We start from the raw sequence: 19836 nt of genomic DNA on the forward strand, positions 1-19836 counted from the left end.
GCCGTCATCGCGAGGCGAAGCCGAAGCCTTCAACCGGAAGTAGAATAAGACAATCACTCCCACTCGATGGTGCCCGGCGGCTTCGAGGTGATGTCGTAAGTCACCCGGTTGATGCCCTTCACCTCATTGATGATCCGGGTCGCGACCCGGCCGAGGAAGGCCATGTCGAAGGGGTAGAAATCGGCGGTCATGCCGTCGACGGAGGTGACGGCGCGGAGCGCGCAGACATGGTCGTAGGTGCGGCCATCGCCCATCACGCCCACCGTCTTCACCGGCAGGATCACCGCGAAGGCCTGCCAGATGGTGTCGTAGAGGCCGGCCTGGCGGATCTCGTCGAGATAGATCGCATCGGCCTTGCGCAGGGCTTCCAGCTTCTCCCGCGTGATGACACCGGGGCAGCGGATGGCGAGACCGGGGCCGGGGAAGGGGTGGCGGCCGACGAAGGCGTCCGGCAGGCCGAGCTCACGCCCCAGCAGGCGCACCTCGTCCTTGAACAGCTCGCGCAGGGGCTCGACGAGCTTCATGTTCATGCGCTCGGGCAGGCCGCCGACATTGTGGTGGCTCTTGATCGTCACCGAGGGGCCGCCGGAGAACGAGACGCTCTCGATCACGTCCGGATAGAGCGTGCCCTGGGCGAGGAAGGCCGCGCCGCCGATCTTCTTCGCCTCGGCCTCGAACACGTCGATGAACAGCCGGCCGATGGTCTTGCGCTTGATCTCCGGGTCGTCGACCCCTTCGAGCGCGCCGATGAACAGATCCTGCGCCTCAACATGCACGAGGGGGATGTTGTAGTGGTCGCGGAACAGCCGCACCACCTCGTCGCCCTCGCCGAGCCGCATCAGGCCGTGATCGACGAAGACACAGGTGAGCTGGTCGCCGATCGCCTCGTGGATCAGCACCGCCGCGACCGAGGAATCGACGCCGCCGGACAGGCCGCAGATCACCTTCTCGGAGCCGACCTGCTCGCGGATCTTGGCGATGGCCTCCTCGCGATAGGTGCCCATGGTCCAGTCGCCGGAGCAGCCGGCGATGTCGCGCACGAAGTTGCGGATCAGCAGGGCGCCGTGAGGCGTGTGATGCACCTCCGGGTGGAACTGCACCGCGTAGTAATGCCGGGCCTCGTCGGCCACCGCCGCGAAGGGAGCGTTGCGGGAGAGGGCGATGGTGGTGAAGCCATCGGGCAGCTTGGTCACCCGGTCGCCGTGGCTCATCCAGACCGGATATTTCTCACCGACATGCCACACGCCCTTGAAGAGCGGGGAATCGGACAGGATCTCGACCTCGGCCCGGCCGAACTCGGCATGATGGCCGCCCTCGACTTGGCCGCCGAGCTGGGCCGCCATGGTCTGCTGGCCGTAGCAGATGCCGAAGACCGGCACGCCGGATTCGAAGATCTTCTGCGGCGCGCGGGGCGACAGGTCGGTCGTCACCGATTCGGGACCGCCGGACAGGATCACGCCCTTCGGCCGGTGCTCGTCGAAAGCGGCCTCGGCCTTGGTGAACGGCACGATCTCGCAATAGACGCCCTCTTCGCGCACGCGGCGGGCGATGAGCTGCGTCACCTGGGAGCCGAAATCGACGATCAGGATCTTGTCGTGATGGGACGTATCGATGGTCATGCTGCCTCGGGCCTCTTCGATACGCGTTAGACGACGCCTCGAAACGGCGCAACGCGCGCGGTGTCCGAGGACACATGCAGCATGCTTGAGATCCGCACCATTAACCTGACGTTCACCGAACCGCTGCGACACGGCACGCCCCTCGAAACGGACAGGAGTCATCCGACCATGAGAGCAGCCCTCTTCGGAATCGCCGTCACGATCGCAGGTCTCGGTGCCACCGCACCGGCCCAGGCCCTCCCCATGCCGGGCGCGGCGCCGATGTCGGAAGGACTTTTCCAGCAGGCGCAGTATCACCGCCGCATCGTGCGCGGCCCCCGCTGCCGGACCATCGTCACCAAGCACCGCGGCCGGTTCGGCCGGGTGGTGGTGACGCGCGAGCGTCGCTGCTTCTGATCCGGCCCTTCGGAAAAGGACGACAGCGGCCCCCGGCTTCGGGGGCCGTTCTTTTTTAAGATTTCAGCAATCCGTGGCCGCGCATCCAGGCCATGAACAGGGCAGGCCATGCCGCCGCAGGGCTTCCCGGAACGCCGAGGCCGAAGCCGTGGCCGCCGCGCTCGAACAGGTGCATCTCCGCCGGCACCCGCGCCGCCCTCAGCGCCGCGTACATCAGCAGCGGGTGGTCGGTCACCGCGATCCGGTCGTCGGAGGCCTGGACCATGAAGACCGGCGGCGTGCGCTCGTTGACCTGCACCTCCACCGAATAGGCCCGGCGCCGCGCATCGGGCGGGTCGTCGCCGACGAGCACCCGGCGGCTCGTCATGGTCCGGTCGAACGGCGCCTTCATCGTGATGATCGGGTAGATCAGCCCGGCGAAGGACGGATGGGCGCTCAACCCGTCGGCCTCGTCGACGTCGTCGTAGAGATCCTGTTCCGCATCGGTGGCGGTGACGCCCATCAGATGGCCGCCCGCCGAGAAGCCGAGCACGCCGATCCGGTCGGGATCGAGGCCGTATTCCTCCGCCCTCCAGCGCACGAGGCGCATGGCGCGCTGGGCGTCCTGCCGGGGGGCGTCGGGACCGTCGCGCCATTCCTCGCTCGGCAGGCGGTACACCAGCACGAAGGCGGTGATGCCACCCCGCGCCAGCCATTGGCCGACGGGCAGGCCCTCATTGCCGATATCGATGCGCAGATAGCCGCCGCCGGCAGCGATGAGGATGCCCGCCCCGTTGGGTCGCTCCGGGCGGATCACCAGCAGGCAGGGCCGCACGACGCCGGTGATGACGCCGGTCAGGGTCTCGTCGAAGCGGTATTCGGAGCGGTAGGGACCGCCACCGCCCGGAGGCAGATCCGGCCACAGGTCGATGATTTCGAGTTCCGAGCCCGGCGCGGATTTCGGCAGGGGCTGGACGACCTCGCCGGTCTGCGGGCGGACCGGAAGCCGGAGCGGAGCCTGCTGCGCCCGCGCCGTCTCGCCCCCGGTCAGCATCGCCGCCGTCCCCGCGAGCAGGGCCCGCCGGTGCAGCGTCATGGTCTCGGCCTCATCGAAACTCCCGCCGCGACGTCGCGCGGGATGGGTCCGGGGCGACGGTTGTGATCCCCGTTTCAACCAGCCAAGCGGCGTCCCGATCCAGGGTTCAAGCGGATTTGCTCGTGAGCGTCGCGACATAGAACCCATCGGTGCCGGTCAGGGCCGGGCTCATCTGGATGCCGCGCGATGTCCGGCGCACCTTGTCGGCCAAGCCCGGCACGGAGCCGAGATCGGTCGCGACCGCCTGGATCGCTCCCTGGCTGCGCCGGAGCAGGCCGTCCACGGCGGCGTCGTTCTCCTCGGGCAGGAGCGAGCAGGTGACGTAGACCAGGGTGCCGCCGGGGCGCAGCAGCCGCGCGGCCCGGTCCAACACCTCCGCTTGCTCGGCGATCCGGCCCGAGAGGCTGCCCGGCCGCAGGCGCCACTTGGCGTCGGGGTTGCGCCGCCACGTGCCCGTGCCGGTGCAGGGGGCATCGACCAGCACGCGGTCCACCGTCCCGTCCAGGTCGGCCAGCACGTCGGTCCGCGCCTTGCCGCCGCGCGGGGTGCGCACCTCCACCGTCGCGCCGGAGCGGCGCAGGCGTTCGTGGATCGGGGCGAGACGGCGCGGATCGGCATCGGTGGCGACGATCCGGGCTTCGTTGCCGGTCAGCGCCGCCAGCGCCAGCGACTTGCCGCCGCCCCCGGCGCAGAGATCGACGATGGTCTCGCCCGCCTTCGCCCCGGCGAGCAGGCTCGCGATCTGCGAGCCCTCGTCCTGAATCTCGAAGCCGCCGTCGAGGAAGACCGGATCGACGTGGAGCGCCGGGCCGCGCCCGTCCTCGCCGAGCGGGAGCCGCAGGCCGAGGGCGGAGAGCGGCGTCGGCTCGGGGGAGAGATCGGCCAGCACGTCGGCCACCGCCTCGCGGCTCTGCTTCAGCGTATTGGCCCGGATGTCGAGCGGAGCCCGGCGGCCGAGCGCCCGCAATTCGTGCAGGAGCGCGTCGCCGAACAATTCGGTGAGCGAGGACAGGACGAAGGCCGGCGCGTCGCCCGCCACTTCCGGCGGCGCGTCCGCGAGGCTCCCCTCCTGAAGCCGCCGCCGCTCCCCCTCGGTGAGGGGAGGGGGGGCGAAGCGCGCGCCGTCGAACAGCGAGGCGATGCTGGCCTCGGCCAAGCCCCGCTGCAGGCGCAGCATGCCGATGAGAATGGCGCGCCCGGTCTCCTCACCCATCACCCAGGCGGCCGAGGCCCGGCGGCGGAGGCCGTCATAGACGAGGCTGGCGATCGCCGCCCGGTCGCCGGAGCCGGCATAGCGATGGGCGAGGCCCCAATCCTTCAGGGCGTCGGCGGCGGGCCTGCGGCGCGCGGCGATGTCGTCGAGGATCTCGATGGCGGCGGAGATGCGGGCGGAGGGGGTCAGGGTCGGCTCCGGAAAGGTTTCGTTCAATCTGCCGCTTTGCGGCCACGCTTCGACCGGAGGTCCGACACGATACGGCCGAGCTTCCGGCTCTTTGAGCGCTCAGAACGGCACGATGGCCCCGTCCGTCAAGGACATGTGAGGAAAGGACCCCGGATGCCGCTTCTGAAGCCCGTCGTCAGCGCCGGCCTGCTGGCGCTGATGCTTGCCGCCTGCTCCACCGCGCCGGCCGCCCCGGCCCTCGATCCGGTGCCGCCGCCGGCCCGCCGGCCCGATGCCAAGACGCAACTCGAATACGGCAACCCGCCCCCGCCGCCGCCCGGCCGGTACTGACAGGCGGCGGGAGCGGGGCGGTTCAGGCCGCCTCGCGCGCCCGCCGGTTCTCGTAGGTCTTGAGATGCGTGAGGACGCGCGCGAGCAGCGGCGTCTCCACGCCCTCGGCGCGCCCGCGCTCGATCAGGTCGCCGACGATGTGGTCGGCCTCGATGCGGGCGCTGCCCTCGATGTCGCGCAGCATCGAGGCGGTCATCGCCGACCCTTCCGTCGTCAGGATCTTGCGGGCGCCGGCCAAAACCTTCTCGCGCGAACCGTATCCGTTGGCGACCGCCACCGCCTGGCACTCGTCGAGCAGCCCCTCGATGAAGGCCTTGCCGCCGGGGGCGGCGGCGATGTCGCCGATGGCTCCGCGCATCAGCGTGGTCGCCCCCGCAAGCGTCGCGAGGAAGACCCACTTCTCCCACATCTCCAGAAGAACCTTGTCGCTGGCGCGGGCCTGGAAGCGCACGCCGTCCATCTGGGCCTCGATGGCGGCCACCCGCTCGGACCGAGAGCCGTCGCGCTCCCCGTAGGTCAGGGTGTGAAGCTCGGTCATCTGGCGGATCTCGCCGGCCGTGGTCAGCGTCGCGACGATGGAGCAAGTGCCCCCGAGCACCTTGTCGGCCCCGAAGGCGGCATCGAGCCGGTCGAGATGGCGCATGCCGTTGAGGATCGGCAGGACCGCCGTGCCGGGGCCGACCGCCGGGGCGACATCGGCCAGCGCCCCGTCGAGGTCGTAGGCCTTGGCCGACAACAGCACGAGATCGAACGGCCCGGCTGCCGCGAGCCGGTCGGCGGTCACGGTCTGGGGAGCGTCGATCGTCAGGTCACCGACCGGGCTGAGCACCCGCAACCCCCTGGCCGCCAGCGCCTCGGCCCTTGCCGGACGCACCAGAAAGGTCACGTCCCGCCCGGCCTCGGCCAGCCGCGCTCCGAAATAGCCGCCGGTCGCGCCGGCCCCGACCACGAGAATACGCATCGTCCTCCCCTTCGTTGTTCCGACCTCCATACCGCGAAGCCTCGCGCCCCGCACCCCGTCGCGGTGTGCCGCGCGGAATCAGCACTCATAACGGAACAAGTCCGCCCCGGCCGCCCTGGAGTCTGATCCGGACAACGGCTAAGCTTGGCTCGACCAGACCGCGCCTGCACCCCGCACCGGCGATTGCTGGCTTTCGCGGACACCGTGATGCGCACCCTTCCTGCTCTCGCCGCTCTAACCGCCGGATTTCTTCCGGGATTGGTCTCGCAGACGACCTTTGCTGCGGAACGCCAGCCGTTTGAAGTCGTGAAGGAGTGGGAAGTCGAGCGAACGATCGGCGATACCAGCGCCAATCCTTGCCTGATGACCTACGCCTACGAAGACAAGGAGGACAACAACGCCGCCAATGCCGTGGTGTTCGCGCTGCAGGGCTCGTCGGCGGTGCTGGTTCTGGTCTACCAAGGCTGGGACTTCGAGAAGGAGGAGCAGGTCAAAGTCCCGCTCTTTCTCGACAAGAAGCCGATCAAGGTGAAGACCACGTGGATCGGCGACGGGAAGACGCTCCGCACCCAGCTGCCCGACAGCGTGGTGCCCGACCTACTGGCGGCCAAGACCGTGATTCTGCGCTTCGAGGACAGCGACGCGGATTTCAGGATCCCCAACTTCGCGGCGGGTTACGAGGCCCTGCGGCGCTGCGATGCCACGCCGGTGAAGCCCGCCGCGGCACCGCAGGCGACGACGCAACCAGCCCCGGCGCAGCCCACGGCCACACCGGCGCCGGCCGGCATGCCGTCCCAGCGACGCATCGCGGCCTATGTCATCGGATTGTCCGTGCAGCGCGTGCTGCGCGAATGCGACATCCCCTCGACGGGCAAGGATCGAGCGGGGGTCGATGCCCGCATGGCCGCCCTGCAGCCGGAAATGGCTCCGATCGAAGCGCAGCTGAAGAGCGAGATCCAGAAGAACGGCACGCATTGCCCCGGCCCCGACAAGCAGGCGGAGTTTCAGGCGGCGATGCGCAAGATGATCGACCTCGGCCCGGACGAGTTGGTGGCGGACCTTGAGAAGGCGCCGGCCAGCCCCCCGACCGCCCCGGCCGCGCCCGATTCCAAGCTCTGAGGCGGCGCTCGATCCGGGCCGGTGAGAAGAGGCTCAACCCTCTGCTCGGCCGTCGACCGATGTCCGCGGCAAGCGGAAGGGCGCCATCCCTCGGATGCGCTCATCCGCTTCACCATAAAACGCTGTGCGGCATAGCGCCTTCACGCTGGTTGCGCTGGCGCTTGCGGGCTAAGCTTTGCCGGTCGGTCGAACCTCTCGCATTCCGCGAGTTGCGGGCCGGTCGTCATCGTCGCGGAGCTGTCGCGTGCGCCTGCCATCGGTCTTCGCGACGACGCTGGCGTGGACGCTCGTCGCTTCCTTCAGCGAAGCCTCGGCTGTGGCGGCCCCGGCCCGCGAGCCGTTCGAGACCGTCCGCGGCTGGGCGGTCGAGCGGCGGGTGGACAAGCCCGCACCGTCCTGCCGGATGACCCGAACGACACAGGACGCGCAGGGCGCGACCGTCCATGCGGTGATCGTCTCGCATGACGGGCCAGGTGTCTCGCTGCTGCTGGCCGACCGGGATTGGGACTTTGCCGGTGACGAGCGCCTGTCCGTGCCGCTCATCCTGGACGGGACACCGCTCGGCACGAACCCGATCTGGACCGGCGACGGCCAAGTGCTGCGCGCGGTCCTGGCGGCATCGAGCCTGCCGGACCTGCTGGCGGCTAAGACCCTGAGCCTCCGCTTCACGGACGGCGAGTCACGCTTCGCGATCCCAGACATCGCGGCGGCCTACATTGCCCTGGAGCGATGTGAGGCCGCCTCCGCAAAACCACCCGCTGTCGCGGTCGAGCCGGCCCTGCCGTCGCCGGCGCGGATGGCCTCGTACACGGTCGGCCTTGCCGTGGAGCGGGTCCTGCAGGATTGCGACGTCGCGGCACCGGAGAGCGACCGGGCCGCGGTGAGGGCCAGGATGGCCACGCTCCGGCCGGAGATGATCCCCTACGAGGCCGCGATCCGCCACGAGATCACGAAGTCCCGCGGCTTCTCCTGTCCCACCGCCGACAAGGAGCAGGCCTTTCAGGAGGCGATGCGCCGCTTCATCGCCATGAGCCCGGATGACCTCGCCGCCGCCATCGACAGCCAAAGTCGGCCTGAGGTGGTGACGCCCGTCACGAAACCCTGACGCGGTGCCAAAGACTGTAAAGACCTTTTCCGCCGGGGCGGAACAATGCACGTTGCACTTAAAATAACGCAACGCCCCGAATATTTTATAGTCCTAAGGATGTCTTCCCAGGGGAGGCAACGATGCTCCGCTCACCGTCGACGGACCCGCCGGACTCGGGAGACCGTTGGGTTCTCTCCATCCTCGGCGTGCTCATCGCCTTCGAAGGCCTGATCCTGCTGGTCAGCCTGATCTGGCTCTGACACCCGCGTCGCCCCGATCCTACGCGCGGGGCCCCGGAACGGGACCCCGCGGATGGACCGGATCAGGCCCGGCTCGGGTAGTTCGGGCTCTCGCGGGTGATCGTCACGTCGTGGACGTGGCTCTCGCGCAGGCCCGCATTGGTGATGCGCACGAACTGCGCCCGCTCCTGGAACTCCGGAATGGTCGGCGCCCCGACATAGCCCATGGCGGCGCGCAGGCCGCCGGCGAGCTGGTGCAGCACGGCGGCGACGGGGCCCTTGTAGGGAACCTGACCCTCGATGCCCTCCGGCACGAGCTTGTGGGTGTCGCTCACTTCCGCCTGGAAATAGCGGTCGGCGGAGCCGCGGGCCATGGCGCCCACCGAGCCCATGCCGCGATAGCTCTTGTAGGAGCGACCCTGGTACAGGAACACCTCGCCCGGCGCCTCGTCGGTGCCGGCGAGCAGGGAGCCCAGCATCGCCACCGAGGCGCCCGCCGCGATCGCCTTGGCGAGGTCGCCCGAGAACTTGATGCCGCCATCGGCGATCACCGGCACGTCGGCCTCATGCGCCGCCTCGACCGCCTCCATCAGCGCCGTGAGCTGGGGCACGCCGACGCCCGCGACGATCCGGGTGGTGCAGATCGAGCCCGGGCCGATGCCGACCTTGATCGCGTCCGCGCCCGCGTCGATCAGCGCCCGCGCGCCCTCGGCGGTGGCGATGTTGCCGGCGATGACCTGCACGGCGTTGGAGAGCTGCTTCACCCGGGCGACGCTGTCGAGCACCTTGCGGGAATGGCCGTGGGCGGTGTCGACCACGATCACGTCGCAGCCGGCATCGATCAGGCGCTCGGCCCGCTCGAAGCCGGAATCGCCCGTGGTGGTCGCGGCGGCGACCCGCAGCCGGCCCTGCTCGTCCTTGACGGCGTGGGGATAGGCGACCTGCTTCTCGATATCCTTGACCGTGATGAGGCCGATGCAGCGGTAATGGTCGTCGACCACCAGCAGCTTCTCGATGCGGAATTGGTGCAGCAGCCGCTTGGCCTCGTCCTGCGTCACGCCCTCGCGCACGGTGATGAGCCGGTCGCGGGTCATCAGCTCGGCGACCGGCTGGCCGGTATTGGTGGCGAAGCGGACGTCGCGGTTGGTCAGGATGCCGACGAGCTTGCCGCGCGAACCGTTGGGACCGCGCTCGACCACCGGGATGCCGGAGATCCGGTTGCTCTTCATCACCTCGAAGGCGTCGGCCAGGGTCTCGTCGGGATGGATGGTGATCGGATTGAGCACCATGCCCGACTCGTACTTCTTGACGAGGCGGACCTGCTCGGCCTGCTCGGCCGGCTCCAGGTTGCGGTGGATCACGCCGAGGCCGCCGTTCTGCGCCATGGCGATCGCCATCGGCGCCTCGGTCACGGTGTCCATGGCGGAGGCGATGATCGGCAGGTTGAGCCGGATCGTGCGGGTGAGGCGGGTCGCGACATCGACCTCGGTGGGCATGACCGAGGACGCGGCGGGGCGCAGCAGCACATCGTCGAAGGTCAGGCCCTCGATGATCGAGTCAGCGCTGATACGGGCCATGGAAACCAACTCCGGAGACGGGTGTTGCGCCGGGCCGGGAAGGTCCAGCCAGCGGGATCGGGTTGGCAGGGGCCAGTATCATGGGCGCTGCGCGCACGCAAAGCCGTCAATCCCCTGTCAGGGCTCTTTGCGGTGCATGGCTGATCGGCATTTCACAACCGTCGAATCTCATCGGTCACCGCAACACACCGTTAACCCTTACGTTCCACGATGAAAGCGGTTCGCCCGTGTCCTGTCGCGGGACGGCCGGCTGGAGACGAGCCCCTCGCCATGATGTCGCGCGCCGAACGCAGCCCCCTGGCCGATTGGTGGTGGACGGTCGATCGCGGCCTGCTCGCCGGCCTCGGCTGCCTGATGGTGGCCGGTCTGGTCTTCCTGATGGGCGGAGGCCCGCCGGTGGCCGAGCGCATCGGCCTGCCGACCTTCTACTTCCTGAACCGGCAGGCGATGTATCTCGCCCCGACCATCCTGCTCATCATCGCGGTGTCGTTCCTCTCGGTCCGGCACATCCGGCGATTCGCGCTCATCACCTGGGCGAGCGGCGTGCTGCTCTGCATCCTGGCCGGCAAGTTCGGGCCGGAGATCAAGGGCGCCCACCGCTGGATCCAGTTCGGATCCTTCGGCCTCCAGCCCTCGGAATTCGTGAAGCCCGCCTTCGTGGTGGTGGCCGCCTGGGCCTTCTCGGAGGGCGCCCAGCGCCGGGACATGCCCGGCGGCTTCCTGGCGATCCTGCTCCTGCCGATGACCATCGTGCCGCTGATCCTCCAGCCCGATTTCGGGCAGACCATGCTGATCACGATGGTGTGGTGCGCCCTGTTCTTCGTCGCCGGCCTGCACTGGTTCTGGGTGGCCGGCCTCGGCGTCCTCGGCCTGACGGGCGTGTTCGCGGCCTATACCTTCCTCCACCACGTCCGCGAGCGCATCAACCGCTTCATGGACCGCGATTCGGGCGACAGCTTCCAGGAATTCTGGTCGCGCGAATCGTTCAATTCCGGCGGCTGGTTCGGCACCGGGCCGGGGGAGGGCGTGGCCAAGCGCCACCTGCCCGACGCGCATACCGACTTCATCTTCTCCGTCACCGGCGAGGAATTCGGAGTGCTGGTCTGCCTGGGCCTCGTCGCCCTGTTCGCCTACATCGTCATCCGTGGGCTGAAGCTCGCCCGGCGCACCGACGACACCTTCACGAGGCTCGCCATCACCGGACTGACCACGCTCTTCGGCCTCCAGGCCTGCATCAACATGGCGGTGAACACGCAGCTGATGCCGGCCAAGGGCATGACCCTGCCGTTCGTCTCCTATGGTGGCTCCTCGCTGATCTCGCTGGCCTTGGGCATGGGCTTCCTCGTGGCGCTCACCCGCAAGCGCCCGCGCACCACGGCGATCAGCCAGCGCCCGCCGGGCACCACGCCCTCGGCCGTTCCGGGATTGATGCAGTGACCGTCTTCACTCCCCTCATGCTCGTCTGTGCCGGCGGCACCGGCGGCCACCTGTTCCCGGCGCAGAGCCTCGCCTACGCCCTGAAGGCGCGCGGCATCCGCGTGGCGCTCGCCACCGATGCGCGGGTCGACGCGATCGCGGGCGACTTCCCGGCGGAAGAGATCGTCACCATCGCCGCCGCCACCCCATCGGGACGCTCGATGCTGCGCCGGGCCGGCGCCGTGCTGACCCTCGGGCGCGGCTTCGGGCAGGCGGCCCGGGCCGTGCGGCGGCTCAACCCGGCGGCGGTGGTCGGCTTCGGCGGCTACCCGACCGTGCCGCCGATGCTTGCCGCGCAGATCCTGCGGGTGCCGACCATCCTGCACGAGCAGAACGCGGTGATGGGCCGGGCCAACGGCTTCCTCGCCAAGGGCGCCCGGGTCATCGCCACCGGCTTCAAGGAGGTGCGCGGCGTCCCCGAGACAGCGACGGCGCGGCGGGTCCATACCGGCAATCCGATCCGGCCGGCGGTGCTGGCGGTGGCGGACACGCCCTATCCGGCCCTCGACGAGACGTCGCCGCTGCGCCTCCTCGTCTTCGGCGGCAGCCAGGGCGCCCGCGTCATGAGCGAGGTCGTGCCGGCAGCCCTGGAGAAGCTGCCCGACGATCTGCGCGCCCGGCTTCACCTCGTCCAGCAGGCGCGGCCCGAGGATCTGACGGCGGTGCAGAACCGGTATCTCGCCATGGGGCTCGGCGGCATCGAGGCGGCGCCCTTCTTCAAGGACCTGCCCGGCCGGATGGCCGCCGCCCATCTCGTCGTGGCCCGTTCGGGCGCCTCGACCGTGTCGGAACTCGCCGCCATCGGCCGCCCGGCGATCCTGGTGCCGCTGCCCGGCGCCCTCGATCAGGACCAGGCGGCCAATGCCGCGACCCTGGCCCAGATCGGCGCCGCGCTCTCGATTCCGCAGGGCGCCTTCACCCCCGACCGGCTCGCCGCCGAGTTGGTGGACCTGTTCGAGGCACCGCGGAAATTGACCCAGGCGGCCGCTGCCGCCAAAACCGCCCGCATCCTGGACGCCGCCGACCGCCTCGCCGCACTCGTCGTGGACACGGCGGCAGCCGCCTGATCCCGTCTCGGGCCCCGCGCGCCCGGGGGCCTCAAAGGTTCGTCACATGAAGCTGCCCGAAAAGCTCGGCCCCATCCACTTCATCGGTATCGGCGGCATCGGCATGTCCGGCATCGCCGAGGTGATGGCCGAACTCGGCTACACCGTGCAGGGCTCGGACGCGAACGACAACGCCAACGTTCGCCGGCTCGCCAAGAACGGCATCCGCACCTTCGTCGGCCACAAGCCGGAAAACGTCGAGAACGCGGCCCTGGTGGTGGTCTCGACCGCGATCCGCCGCGACAATCCGGAGCTGATCGCCGCCCGCGAGCGCCGCCTGCCGGTGGTGCGCCGTGCCGAGATGCTGGCGGAGCTGATGCGCTTCAAGTCGTGCGTCGCGGTGGCCGGCACCCATGGCAAGACCACCACGACCTCGCTGGTCGCCACCCTGCTCGATGCCGGCGACTTCGATCCGACCGTCATCAACGGCGGCATCATCAACGCCTACGACACCAATGCCCGCATGGGCGCAGGCGACTGGATGGTGGTGGAGGCCGACGAATCCGACGGCACCTTCCTCAAGCTGCCGGCCGATGTCGCCATCGTCACCAATATCGACCCTGAGCATCTCGACCATTTCGGCTCGTTCGAGGCGATCAAGGACGCCTTCCGGCGCTTCATCGACAACATCCCGTTCTACGGCTTCGCGGTGATGTGCATCGACCATCCGATCGTTCAGGATCTGGTCGGCCATATTGAGGACCGGCGCATCATCACCTACGGCGAGAACCCGCAGGCCGATGTGCGCCTGATCGACATCGACCTGAAGGGCGGCCAGAGCCGGTTCCGGGTGATGATCCGCGACCGCCGCCCCGGCTTCCGCATGGAGATCGAGGATCTGGTCCTGCCGATGCCGGGCCGCCACAACGCCCTCAACGCCACGGCGGCGCTGGCGGTGGCCCACGAGCTCGGCGTCCCGGCGGAGACGATCCGCAAGGCGCTGGCCGGCTTCGGCGGCGTCAAGCGCCGCTTCACCCGCACCGGCGAGTGGAACGGCGCGGCGATCTTCGACGATTACGGCCACCATCCGGTCGAGATCCAGGCGGTGCTGCGCGCCGCCCGCTCCTCCACCGACGGCAACGTCATCGCCGTGGTGCAGCCGCACCGCTACTCGCGCCTGCAATCCCTGTTCGAGGATTTCTGCACCTGCTTCAACGATGCCGACACGGTCATCGTCGCCCCGGTCTACGCGGCGGGCGAGGCGCCGATCGAGGGGATCGACCGCGATTCGCTCATCGCCGGCCTGAAGGCGCGCGGCCATCGCGACGCGGTGGCGCTGGATCGCCCGGAGGATCTCGCCGGCATCGTCGCCACCCGCGCCCAGCCGGGCGACTACGTGGTGTGCCTCGGCGCCGGCACGATCACCCAATGGGCCTATGCCCTGCCGGGGGAACTGGCGGCGCTGAAGGGGTGAGCCTGATGCGCGAGCATCACCGGCCGGCCGGTTCAGGCACCGAATCCTCGGCGTCGATGGCGAGGGGCCGTGCGATACGCTGGTAGTCGCCGGCCCGCCGACGACGGTGATCGTCTCGTTCAAGAGCCTGCTTGACCAGCACATGCTGACGCATCCGGCCCCCCTCATGCTGAGATGCTGCGCCAGCAGCCTCGAAGCACCTCGCGGCGCTTTCCCGAGAAGACCAGTTCTGCGGGATCGTCGGTCCGGAGTGCGTCGAGGCCAAGCCGACGCTCGGCGCCTCAGCGCGAGGAGGGGAGACATGCCAGACAGCATCGGCCGAACAGGCTCTCGGTGCCTCGATGGTGATGGTGCGTTCGGACGGATCGTCTGCGAGTTGCCGGAAGTTGCTCCGGATCGATTTCTCAGCGTTGCGCGGCATCCGGCTCAAGGCACGGGCGGCCGCACGCGCGATCACCAGCCTCCGTCCCACCGCGATCTCTCGCGAGAAGCGATCGACACGAGCGACAGGTTAGCATGACCGCGCACTCCCTCATCGACGACATCCGCGCCGCTGTGCCTCAGCTCCGTGGCCGGCTGCTCGAAAACCAGTCGCTCGCCGACCTGACATGGTTTCGCGTCGGCGGCCCGGCGGAGCTTCTGTTCAGCCCGGCCGACGAGGAGGATCTGGCCGCCTTCCTCGCGGCCCTCGACCCGTCCGTTCCGGTCACCGTGATCGGCCTCGGCTCGAACCTGATCGTGCGCGACGGCGGCATCCCCGGCGTGACGATCCGGCTCGGCGGCAAGGCCTTCGGCTCGGTCGAGATCGACGGCGAGACCATCCGCGCCGGCACGGCGGTGCCGGACATGCGCCTCGCCAAGGCGGCGGCCGAAGCCTCCCTCGACGGGCTCGCCTTCTTCCGCGGCATTCCGGGCTCGGTCGGAGGAGCTCTGCGCATGAATGCCGGAGCCCATGGCGGCGAGACCACCGACGTGCTGATACAAGCCCGCGGCATCGATCGGACGGGCACCGTGCGCACCTTCACCCATACCGAGATGGGCTTCCGCTACCGCCACTCCTCGGCCCCCGACGACGTGATCTTCACCTCCGCCCTGTTCCGGGGCCGACCCGGACACCGCGACGAGATCGAGGCGGAGATGGAGCGGGTCACCGCCGCCCGCGAGGCGGCCCAGCCGATCCGCGAGCGCACCGGCGGCTCGACCTTCAAGAACCCGGAAGGCGGGAAGGCGTGGCAGCTGATCGACGCCGCCGGCTGCCGGGGGCTGACCCTGGGCGGCGCCCAGGTCTCGGAGATGCATTGCAACTTCCTGATCAACCGCGGCGGTGCCACCGCCTCCGACATCGAGGGCCTGGGCGAGGAAGTGCGTCGCCGGGTGCGGGAGCATGCGGGCGTCGAGCTGCACTGGGAGATCAAGCGGATCGGCGTCGCCGCTGAACGCTGACCTCGCCCCGACACCTGCCCGAGAATCGCGATCGTCCGAACGGAGCCCCATCATGTCCAAGCACGTCGCCGTCCTGATGGGCGGCTGGTCCTCCGAGCGGGAGATCTCCCTGCGGTCCGGCAATGCCTGCGCCGACGCGCTGGAAGGGGAGGGGTATCGCGTCACGCGGGTCGATGTCGGCCCCGACATCGCGAGCGTTCTGACCGACCTCAGGCCGGACGCGGCCCTCAATGCCCTGCACGGGCCGGCGGGCGAGGACGGCACGATCCAGGGCCTCCTGGAGATCCTGAAGATCCCCTACAGCCATTCCGGCGTGCTGGCCTCCGCGCTCGCGATGCACAAGGAGCGTGCCAAAACGGTCATGAAAGCGGCCGGCGTGAGCGTTCCGGAGGGCCGGGTCGTTAACCGTCATGATGCGGCGAAGTCACACCCGTTAACCCCTCCCTACGTCGTGAAGCCCATCGCCGAGGGCTCCTCCATGGGGGTCATCATCGTGCGCGAGGAGCGCTCGCATCCGCCTCAGATCCTGGCTTCCGACGCATGGGTCTATGGCGAGGAAGTCCTTGTAGAGACTTACGTTGCCGGCCGCGAGCTGACCTGCGCGGTGCTGGGGGACCGGGCCCTCGGAGTGACCGAGATCAAGCCCGTCTCGGGGGAGTGGTACGACTTCGACGCCAAGTACGCCGGAGGGGGGTCGATCCACGTCCTTCCGGCGGATCTTAAACTAAATGTTTACCAGCGTGTCCAAGAGTTGGCGTTAACGGCGCATCAAGCACTGGGATGCCGTGGCGTCAGCCGTGCCGACCTTCGTTACGACGACACGCCGGGTGGAACCGGCGCCCTCGTCGTCCTGGAGGTCAACACGCAGCCAGGGATGACCCAGACGAGCCTTGTGCCGGAGATCGCGGCCCACGCAGGCCTGAGTTTCGGTGAACTCGTCCGATGGATGGTGGAGGACGCTTCTCTCAACCGCTGAACGCCGCCGGTACCCCCGGCAGCGGCGGATTCCTCGCGGGCTTGCGGCTCCCGAGGATCCTCAGGCGGTTCTCGTCGGCGCGCCGCCTCCGGCCGGCGGTGCCGATCGAGGCGCGCGTGCCGCGGCTCGCGGGCACGGCGCTGATCGCCGGCCTCGCCGGCGGCATCGCGATGGCCGGCTTCGTCGCGAGCGGGCGCTACGACAGCTTCGTCGCCGAGAACGGCCGCCCGCTGGACATCCTCGCCCGGCTGGCCGGCTTCGGCGTCGAGCGGGTCACCATCACCGGCATCTCGCGGATGTACGAGCGCGAGGTGCTGCAGACCGCCGGCATCGACTGGCGCTCCTCCGTGCCGTTCCTCGATGTCGATCAGACCCGCGAGCGGCTGCTCACGGAGAAGCTGATCGCCAGCGTCTCGGTGCGCAAGCTCTACCCCAACGAGATCGTCATCAACCAAGTCGAGCGGGAACCCGCCGCGCTCTGGCAGCAGAACGGCGAGATTCAGGTGATCGCCGCCGACGGCAAGGTGATCGACGACCTGCGCGACGAACGCTACCTCAACCTTCCCCTCGTGGTCGGCGCCGGCGCCAACGAGCGGCTGGAGGAATATCTCCGCCTCGTCGAGGCTGCCGGCCCCCTGGGCTCGCGCATCCGCGCGGGCACCTATGTCTCGGGCCGGCGCTGGACGCTCAAGCTCGACGGCGTCGATATCCGCCTTCCCGAGACCGATCCCGCCGCGGCGCTGGCCCGGCTGGTCCGGCTGGAGCGCGAGAACAAGCTTCTGGAAAAGGACATCATCGCCGTCGACCTGCGCATGGCCGACCGCGTCGTGGTGCGCCTGACCGAGGAGGCCGCGGCCGCGAGGGCCGAGAGTCGCAAGAAGCCGAAGAAGGGGACGGCGACATGAGCGCCTCCCGAGCCGACCTCGTCTCCGCCCCCTCTCGCCGCGTATTCCGGTAGCGTCCGATGCAGACCCATCACGGCCTCACGCCGCGCCTGAAGCCGCTCTCCGCCCGCCGGAGCGCGACGCTCTCGGTGCTCGATATCGGCACCAGCAAGGTGGTTTGTCTGATCGCCGAGTTGCAGCCGGCGGAACAGCTCTCGACCCTGCGCGGGCGCACCCATCTCGCCCGGATCATCGGCATCGGCCATCAGCGCTCCCTCGGCCTCAAGGGCGGCGCCATCGTCGATCTGGAAGCCGCCGAGGGCGCGATCCGTCAGGCGGTTCACGCCGCCGAGCGGATGGCCAAGGCCGAAGTCCAATCGGTCATCGTCAACATCTCCGGCGGTCGCATCGCCTCGCAGCATTTCGAGGCGCGGGTGAACGTGCGCTCGGGCACCGTGACCGGCGCCGACGTGGAGCGCGTGCTGGAAACCGCGAGCGCCCACGGTGTCAGTCCCGGCCGGGCGGTGCTGCACGCCCTGCCGACCGGCTACGCCCTCGACGGGCAGGGTGCGGTGATCGATCCCTCGGGCATGATCGGCAACGCCCTGGGCGTCGATCTCCACGTGGTGACCGCCGAGGCGGCCGCCGCGCGCAACCTGATGCTCGCGGTCGAGCATTGCCATCTCGGCGTCGACGCGGTGATCGCCACGCCCTACGCCGCCGGCCTGTCGGCCCTGGTGGACGACGAAGCGGAACTCGGCTGCGCCGTGGTCGATATGGGCGGCGGCACCACCAGCGTCGGCGTCTTCATGGGCGGCCATCTCGTCCATTGCGACGCGGTGGCGGTCGGCGGCCATCACGTCACCATGGACATCGCCCGCGGCCTCTCGACCCGGGTCTCCGTCGCCGAGCGGCTCAAGACCCTCTACGGCTCGGCCATCGCCACCGCCTCCGACGAGCGCGACATGATCGCCGTGCACGGCGTCGGCGAGGACGAGGGCGAGGCGCCGGGCCACGTGCCGCGTTCGCAGCTCGTCCGCATCGTCAAGCCGCGGGTCGAGGAAGTGCTCGAACTCGTGCGCGACCGCCTCCGTGGCGCCGGCTTCGGCGCCCAGGCCGGGCGCCGGGTGGTGCTCACCGGCGGCGCCAGCCAGCTCGTCGGCCTGCCCGAGGTGGCTCGCCGCATCCTCCAGGGACAGGTCCGGATCGGGCGCCCGCTGGGCATCCGCGGCCTGCCGGAAGCCGCCAAGGGGCCCGCCTTCTCGGCCTCGGTCGGCCTGCTGGTCTACCCGCAGGTCGCGCACGCGGAACATTTCGAGCCGCGGGGGCAGGGCGCCTTCGCCGGCACGGGAACGGACGGATACTTTTCGCGGGTCGGTCGCTGGATCCGGGAAAGCTTCTGAGGAACGGCCCCGCCGCCGCGAGGCGAGCGGGGAACAAGAACAGGGCAGGCGTCCGAAGGACGTCCAACAGGCAATCGAAAGTCACGAAGGGCAAGATCACATGGCCATCTCTCTTCAGGCTCCGGACATCCGGGAACTCAAGCCCCGCATCACCGTCTTCGGCGTCGGCGGTGCCGGCGGCAATGCCGTCAACAACATGATCGAGTCCGGCCTGATCGGCTGCGAGTTCGTCGTGGCCAACACCGATGCCCAGGCGCTCACCTCCTCGAAGGCCGAGCGGGTGATCCAGATGGGCATCGGCGTGACCCAGGGGCTCGGCGCCGGCTCGCACCCGGAAGTCGGCTCGGCGGCGGCCGAGGAGGTCATCGACGAGATCCGCGACCAGCTCTCGGGCGCCCACATGGCCTTCATCACCGCCGGCATGGGCGGTGGCACCGGCACCGGCGCGGCCCCCGTCATCGCCCGCGCAGCGCGTGAGATGGGCATCCTCACGGTCGGCGTCGTGACCAAGCCGTTCCAGTTCGAGGGCATGCGCCGGATGCGCACGGCGGAGGCCGGCATCCAGGAGCTTCAGGCGGCGGTCGATACCCTGATCGTCATCCCGAACCAGAACCTGTTCCGGGTCGCCAACGAGAAGACCACCTTCGCCGACGCCTTCGCCATGGCCGATCAGGTGCTCTACTCGGGCGTTGCCTGCATCACCGACCTGATGGTCAAGGAAGGCCTGATCAACCTCGACTTCGCCGACGTGCGCGCGATCATGCGCGGCATGGGCAAGGCGATGATGGGCACCGGCGAGGCCTCGGGCGAGAACCGCGCCAACCGCGCGGCGGAAGCCGCCATCGCCAACCCGCTCCTCGACGACGTCTCGATGAAGGGCGCCCGCGGCCTGCTGATCTCGATCACCGGCGGCTCCGACCTCACCCTCTACGAGCTGGACGAGGCCGCCACCCGCATCCGCGAGGAGGTCGATCAGGACGCCAACATCATCCTCGGCGCCACCTTCGACGAGAGCCTCGACGGCATCATCCGCGTGTCGGTGGTCGCCACCGGCATCGAGCCGGCGCTGATCTCGGCCGATTCCCCGAACAACCCGGAGATCGCCCAGACCGAGCAGCGCATCGCCGAGGTCGCCGAGCGTCTGCGCTCCGAGGCCCGGGCCCGCGCCTCCGCGGCCCTGAGCCCCGCCTCGACCCATCAGCCCGTCCAGCGCGCCGCCGCTCCCGAGCCGCAGCCCGCCCCGGCCCCGGCGCCCCGCTCCATCCTGACCGAGGCCACCGCGCCAGAGCCCCTGCGCGTCGAGACCGCCCCGGCGATGCACCACCACGA

At 69.6% G+C, this 19836-nt stretch carries 18 protein-coding genes; 12 read left to right on the plus strand and 6 right to left on the minus strand.

All coding sequences use genetic code 11. The features are described from left to right. Window positions 1–53 precede the first annotated feature (53 nt). Complete coding sequence (gene guaA, locus MZTS_RS16475) at window positions 54–1619, minus strand: glutamine-hydrolyzing GMP synthase (RefSeq protein ID WP_192284679.1); 1566 nt, start codon at window positions 1617–1619, stop codon at window positions 54–56. A 168-nt stretch (window positions 1620–1787) separates the two neighbouring features. On the opposite strand from guaA, the gene MZTS_RS16480 reads away from it, so the two are divergent. Continuing rightward, window positions 1788–2015, plus strand: a complete 228-nt coding sequence (locus tag MZTS_RS16480; protein ID WP_192284694.1) for a hypothetical protein — start codon at window positions 1788–1790, stop codon at window positions 2013–2015. A 55-nt stretch (window positions 2016–2070) separates the two neighbouring features. Here the strand turns inward: MZTS_RS16480 and MZTS_RS16485 are convergent, their stop codons facing one another. Beyond that, window positions 2071–3090, minus strand: a complete 1020-nt coding sequence (locus MZTS_RS16485) for an alpha/beta hydrolase (RefSeq protein WP_192284680.1) — start codon at window positions 3088–3090, stop codon at window positions 2071–2073. Between the two features lie 106 nt (window positions 3091–3196). Then, on the minus strand, window positions 3197–4492 hold the full coding sequence (locus MZTS_RS16490) for an RsmB/NOP family class I SAM-dependent RNA methyltransferase (RefSeq protein WP_192284695.1): 1296 nt from the start codon (window positions 4490–4492) through the stop codon (window positions 3197–3199). Between the two features lie 153 nt (window positions 4493–4645). On the opposite strand from MZTS_RS16490, the gene MZTS_RS16495 reads away from it, so the two are divergent. Next, a complete protein-coding gene (locus MZTS_RS16495) occupies window positions 4646–4822 on the plus strand; it encodes a hypothetical protein (RefSeq protein WP_009863325.1) in 177 nt (58 codons plus the stop codon). Window positions 4823–4844: 22 nt separating this feature from the next. Here the strand turns inward: MZTS_RS16495 and panE are convergent, their stop codons facing one another. Continuing rightward, entirely contained in the window at window positions 4845–5783 is a 939-nt protein-coding gene (gene panE / locus MZTS_RS16500) for a 2-dehydropantoate 2-reductase (protein WP_192284681.1), read from the minus strand. Between the two features lie 207 nt (window positions 5784–5990). Here panE and MZTS_RS16505 point away from each other — a divergent pair, with 207 nt between their 5' ends. Together MZTS_RS16505 and MZTS_RS16510 are read left to right on the plus strand one after the other, a co-directional pair. Continuing rightward, a complete protein-coding gene (locus MZTS_RS16505) occupies window positions 5991–6902 on the plus strand; it encodes a hypothetical protein (RefSeq protein ID WP_192284682.1) in 912 nt (303 codons plus the stop codon). A gap of 244 nt (window positions 6903–7146) precedes the next feature. Continuing rightward, the gene (locus MZTS_RS16510; protein WP_009864150.1) at window positions 7147–8007 is read left to right on the plus strand and encodes a hypothetical protein; all 861 of its coding nucleotides are present in this window, start codon (window positions 7147–7149) and stop codon (window positions 8005–8007) included. A gap of 304 nt (window positions 8008–8311) precedes the next feature. Here the strand turns inward: MZTS_RS16510 and guaB are convergent, their stop codons facing one another. Then, the gene (gene guaB, locus MZTS_RS16515; RefSeq protein ID WP_192284683.1) at window positions 8312–9805 is read right to left on the minus strand and encodes an IMP dehydrogenase; all 1494 of its coding nucleotides are present in this window, start codon (window positions 9803–9805) and stop codon (window positions 8312–8314) included. 270 nt (window positions 9806–10075) lie between these two features. On the opposite strand from guaB, the gene MZTS_RS16520 reads away from it, so the two are divergent. From MZTS_RS16520 to murC, 3 genes are read left to right on the plus strand one after another with little or no spacing between them, the layout of a single operon-like run. Continuing rightward, the gene (locus MZTS_RS16520; protein WP_192284684.1) at window positions 10076–11242 is read left to right on the plus strand and encodes an FtsW/RodA/SpoVE family cell cycle protein; all 1167 of its coding nucleotides are present in this window, start codon (window positions 10076–10078) and stop codon (window positions 11240–11242) included. Next, window positions 11239–12348, plus strand: a complete 1110-nt coding sequence (gene murG / locus MZTS_RS16525) for an undecaprenyldiphospho-muramoylpentapeptide beta-N-acetylglucosaminyltransferase (RefSeq protein WP_192284685.1) — start codon at window positions 11239–11241, stop codon at window positions 12346–12348. The genes MZTS_RS16520 and murG overlap by 4 nt, the downstream gene beginning before the upstream one ends. Before the next feature lie 46 nt (window positions 12349–12394). Further along, entirely contained in the window at window positions 12395–13801 is a 1407-nt protein-coding gene (murC, locus tag MZTS_RS16530; RefSeq protein ID WP_192284686.1) for a UDP-N-acetylmuramate--L-alanine ligase, read from the plus strand. 16 nt (window positions 13802–13817) lie between these two features. Here the strand turns inward: murC and MZTS_RS16535 are convergent, their stop codons facing one another. Then, entirely contained in the window at window positions 13818–14258 is a 441-nt protein-coding gene (locus tag MZTS_RS16535) for a hypothetical protein (RefSeq protein ID WP_192284687.1), read from the minus strand. A 59-nt stretch (window positions 14259–14317) separates the two neighbouring features. On the opposite strand from MZTS_RS16535, the gene murB reads away from it, so the two are divergent. The 5 genes from murB to ftsZ all read left to right on the plus strand — a co-directional run. Beyond that, on the plus strand, window positions 14318–15244 hold the full coding sequence (murB, locus tag MZTS_RS16540; RefSeq protein ID WP_192284688.1) for a UDP-N-acetylmuramate dehydrogenase: 927 nt from the start codon (window positions 14318–14320) through the stop codon (window positions 15242–15244). A 52-nt stretch (window positions 15245–15296) separates the two neighbouring features. Next, the gene (locus MZTS_RS16545; RefSeq protein WP_192284689.1) at window positions 15297–16220 is read left to right on the plus strand and encodes a D-alanine--D-alanine ligase; all 924 of its coding nucleotides are present in this window, start codon (window positions 15297–15299) and stop codon (window positions 16218–16220) included. Beyond that, window positions 16187–17125: a cell division protein FtsQ/DivIB gene (locus MZTS_RS16550; RefSeq protein WP_192284690.1), complete on the plus strand. Its 939-nt coding sequence runs from the start codon at window positions 16187–16189 to the stop codon at window positions 17123–17125. The genes MZTS_RS16545 and MZTS_RS16550 overlap by 34 nt, the downstream gene beginning before the upstream one ends. A gap of 59 nt (window positions 17126–17184) precedes the next feature. Next, the gene (gene ftsA / locus MZTS_RS16555) at window positions 17185–18507 is read left to right on the plus strand and encodes a cell division protein FtsA (protein ID WP_192284691.1); all 1323 of its coding nucleotides are present in this window, start codon (window positions 17185–17187) and stop codon (window positions 18505–18507) included. 100 nt (window positions 18508–18607) lie between these two features. Continuing rightward, window positions 18608–19836 (plus strand): cell division protein FtsZ (gene ftsZ / locus MZTS_RS16560; RefSeq protein ID WP_192284692.1); only part of this gene is annotated, 1229 nt, incomplete at its 3' end.

Source organism: Methylorubrum zatmanii, assembly GCF_014845115.1.
Classification (GTDB): Bacteria; Pseudomonadota; Alphaproteobacteria; order Rhizobiales; family Beijerinckiaceae; genus Methylobacterium; species Methylobacterium zatmanii.

Excerpts from the sequence above, each read along its gene's own strand:
- guaA (WP_192284679.1), bottom strand. The coding sequence starts at position 1,619 with ATGACCATCGATACGTCCCATCACGACAAGATCCTGATCGTCGATTTC.
- MZTS_RS16480 (WP_192284694.1), top strand. The coding sequence starts at position 1,788 with ATGAGAGCAGCCCTCTTCGGAATCGCCGTCACGATCGCAGGTCTCGGT.
- MZTS_RS16485 (WP_192284680.1), bottom strand. The coding sequence starts at position 3,090 with ATGACGCTGCACCGGCGGGCCCTGCTCGCGGGGACGGCGGCGATGCTG.
- MZTS_RS16495 (WP_009863325.1), top strand. The coding sequence starts at position 4,646 with ATGCCGCTTCTGAAGCCCGTCGTCAGCGCCGGCCTGCTGGCGCTGATG.
- panE (WP_192284681.1), bottom strand. The coding sequence starts at position 5,783 with ATGCGTATTCTCGTGGTCGGGGCCGGCGCGACCGGCGGCTATTTCGGA.
- MZTS_RS16505 (WP_192284682.1), top strand. The coding sequence starts at position 5,991 with ATGCGCACCCTTCCTGCTCTCGCCGCTCTAACCGCCGGATTTCTTCCG.
- guaB (WP_192284683.1), bottom strand. The coding sequence starts at position 9,805 with ATGGCCCGTATCAGCGCTGACTCGATCATCGAGGGCCTGACCTTCGAC.
- MZTS_RS16520 (WP_192284684.1), top strand. The coding sequence starts at position 10,076 with ATGATGTCGCGCGCCGAACGCAGCCCCCTGGCCGATTGGTGGTGGACG.
- murC (WP_192284686.1), top strand. The coding sequence starts at position 12,395 with ATGAAGCTGCCCGAAAAGCTCGGCCCCATCCACTTCATCGGTATCGGC.
- murB (WP_192284688.1), top strand. The coding sequence starts at position 14,318 with ATGACCGCGCACTCCCTCATCGACGACATCCGCGCCGCTGTGCCTCAG.
- MZTS_RS16545 (WP_192284689.1), top strand. The coding sequence starts at position 15,297 with ATGTCCAAGCACGTCGCCGTCCTGATGGGCGGCTGGTCCTCCGAGCGG.
- MZTS_RS16550 (WP_192284690.1), top strand. The coding sequence starts at position 16,187 with ATGGATGGTGGAGGACGCTTCTCTCAACCGCTGAACGCCGCCGGTACC.
- ftsA (WP_192284691.1), top strand. The coding sequence starts at position 17,185 with ATGCAGACCCATCACGGCCTCACGCCGCGCCTGAAGCCGCTCTCCGCC.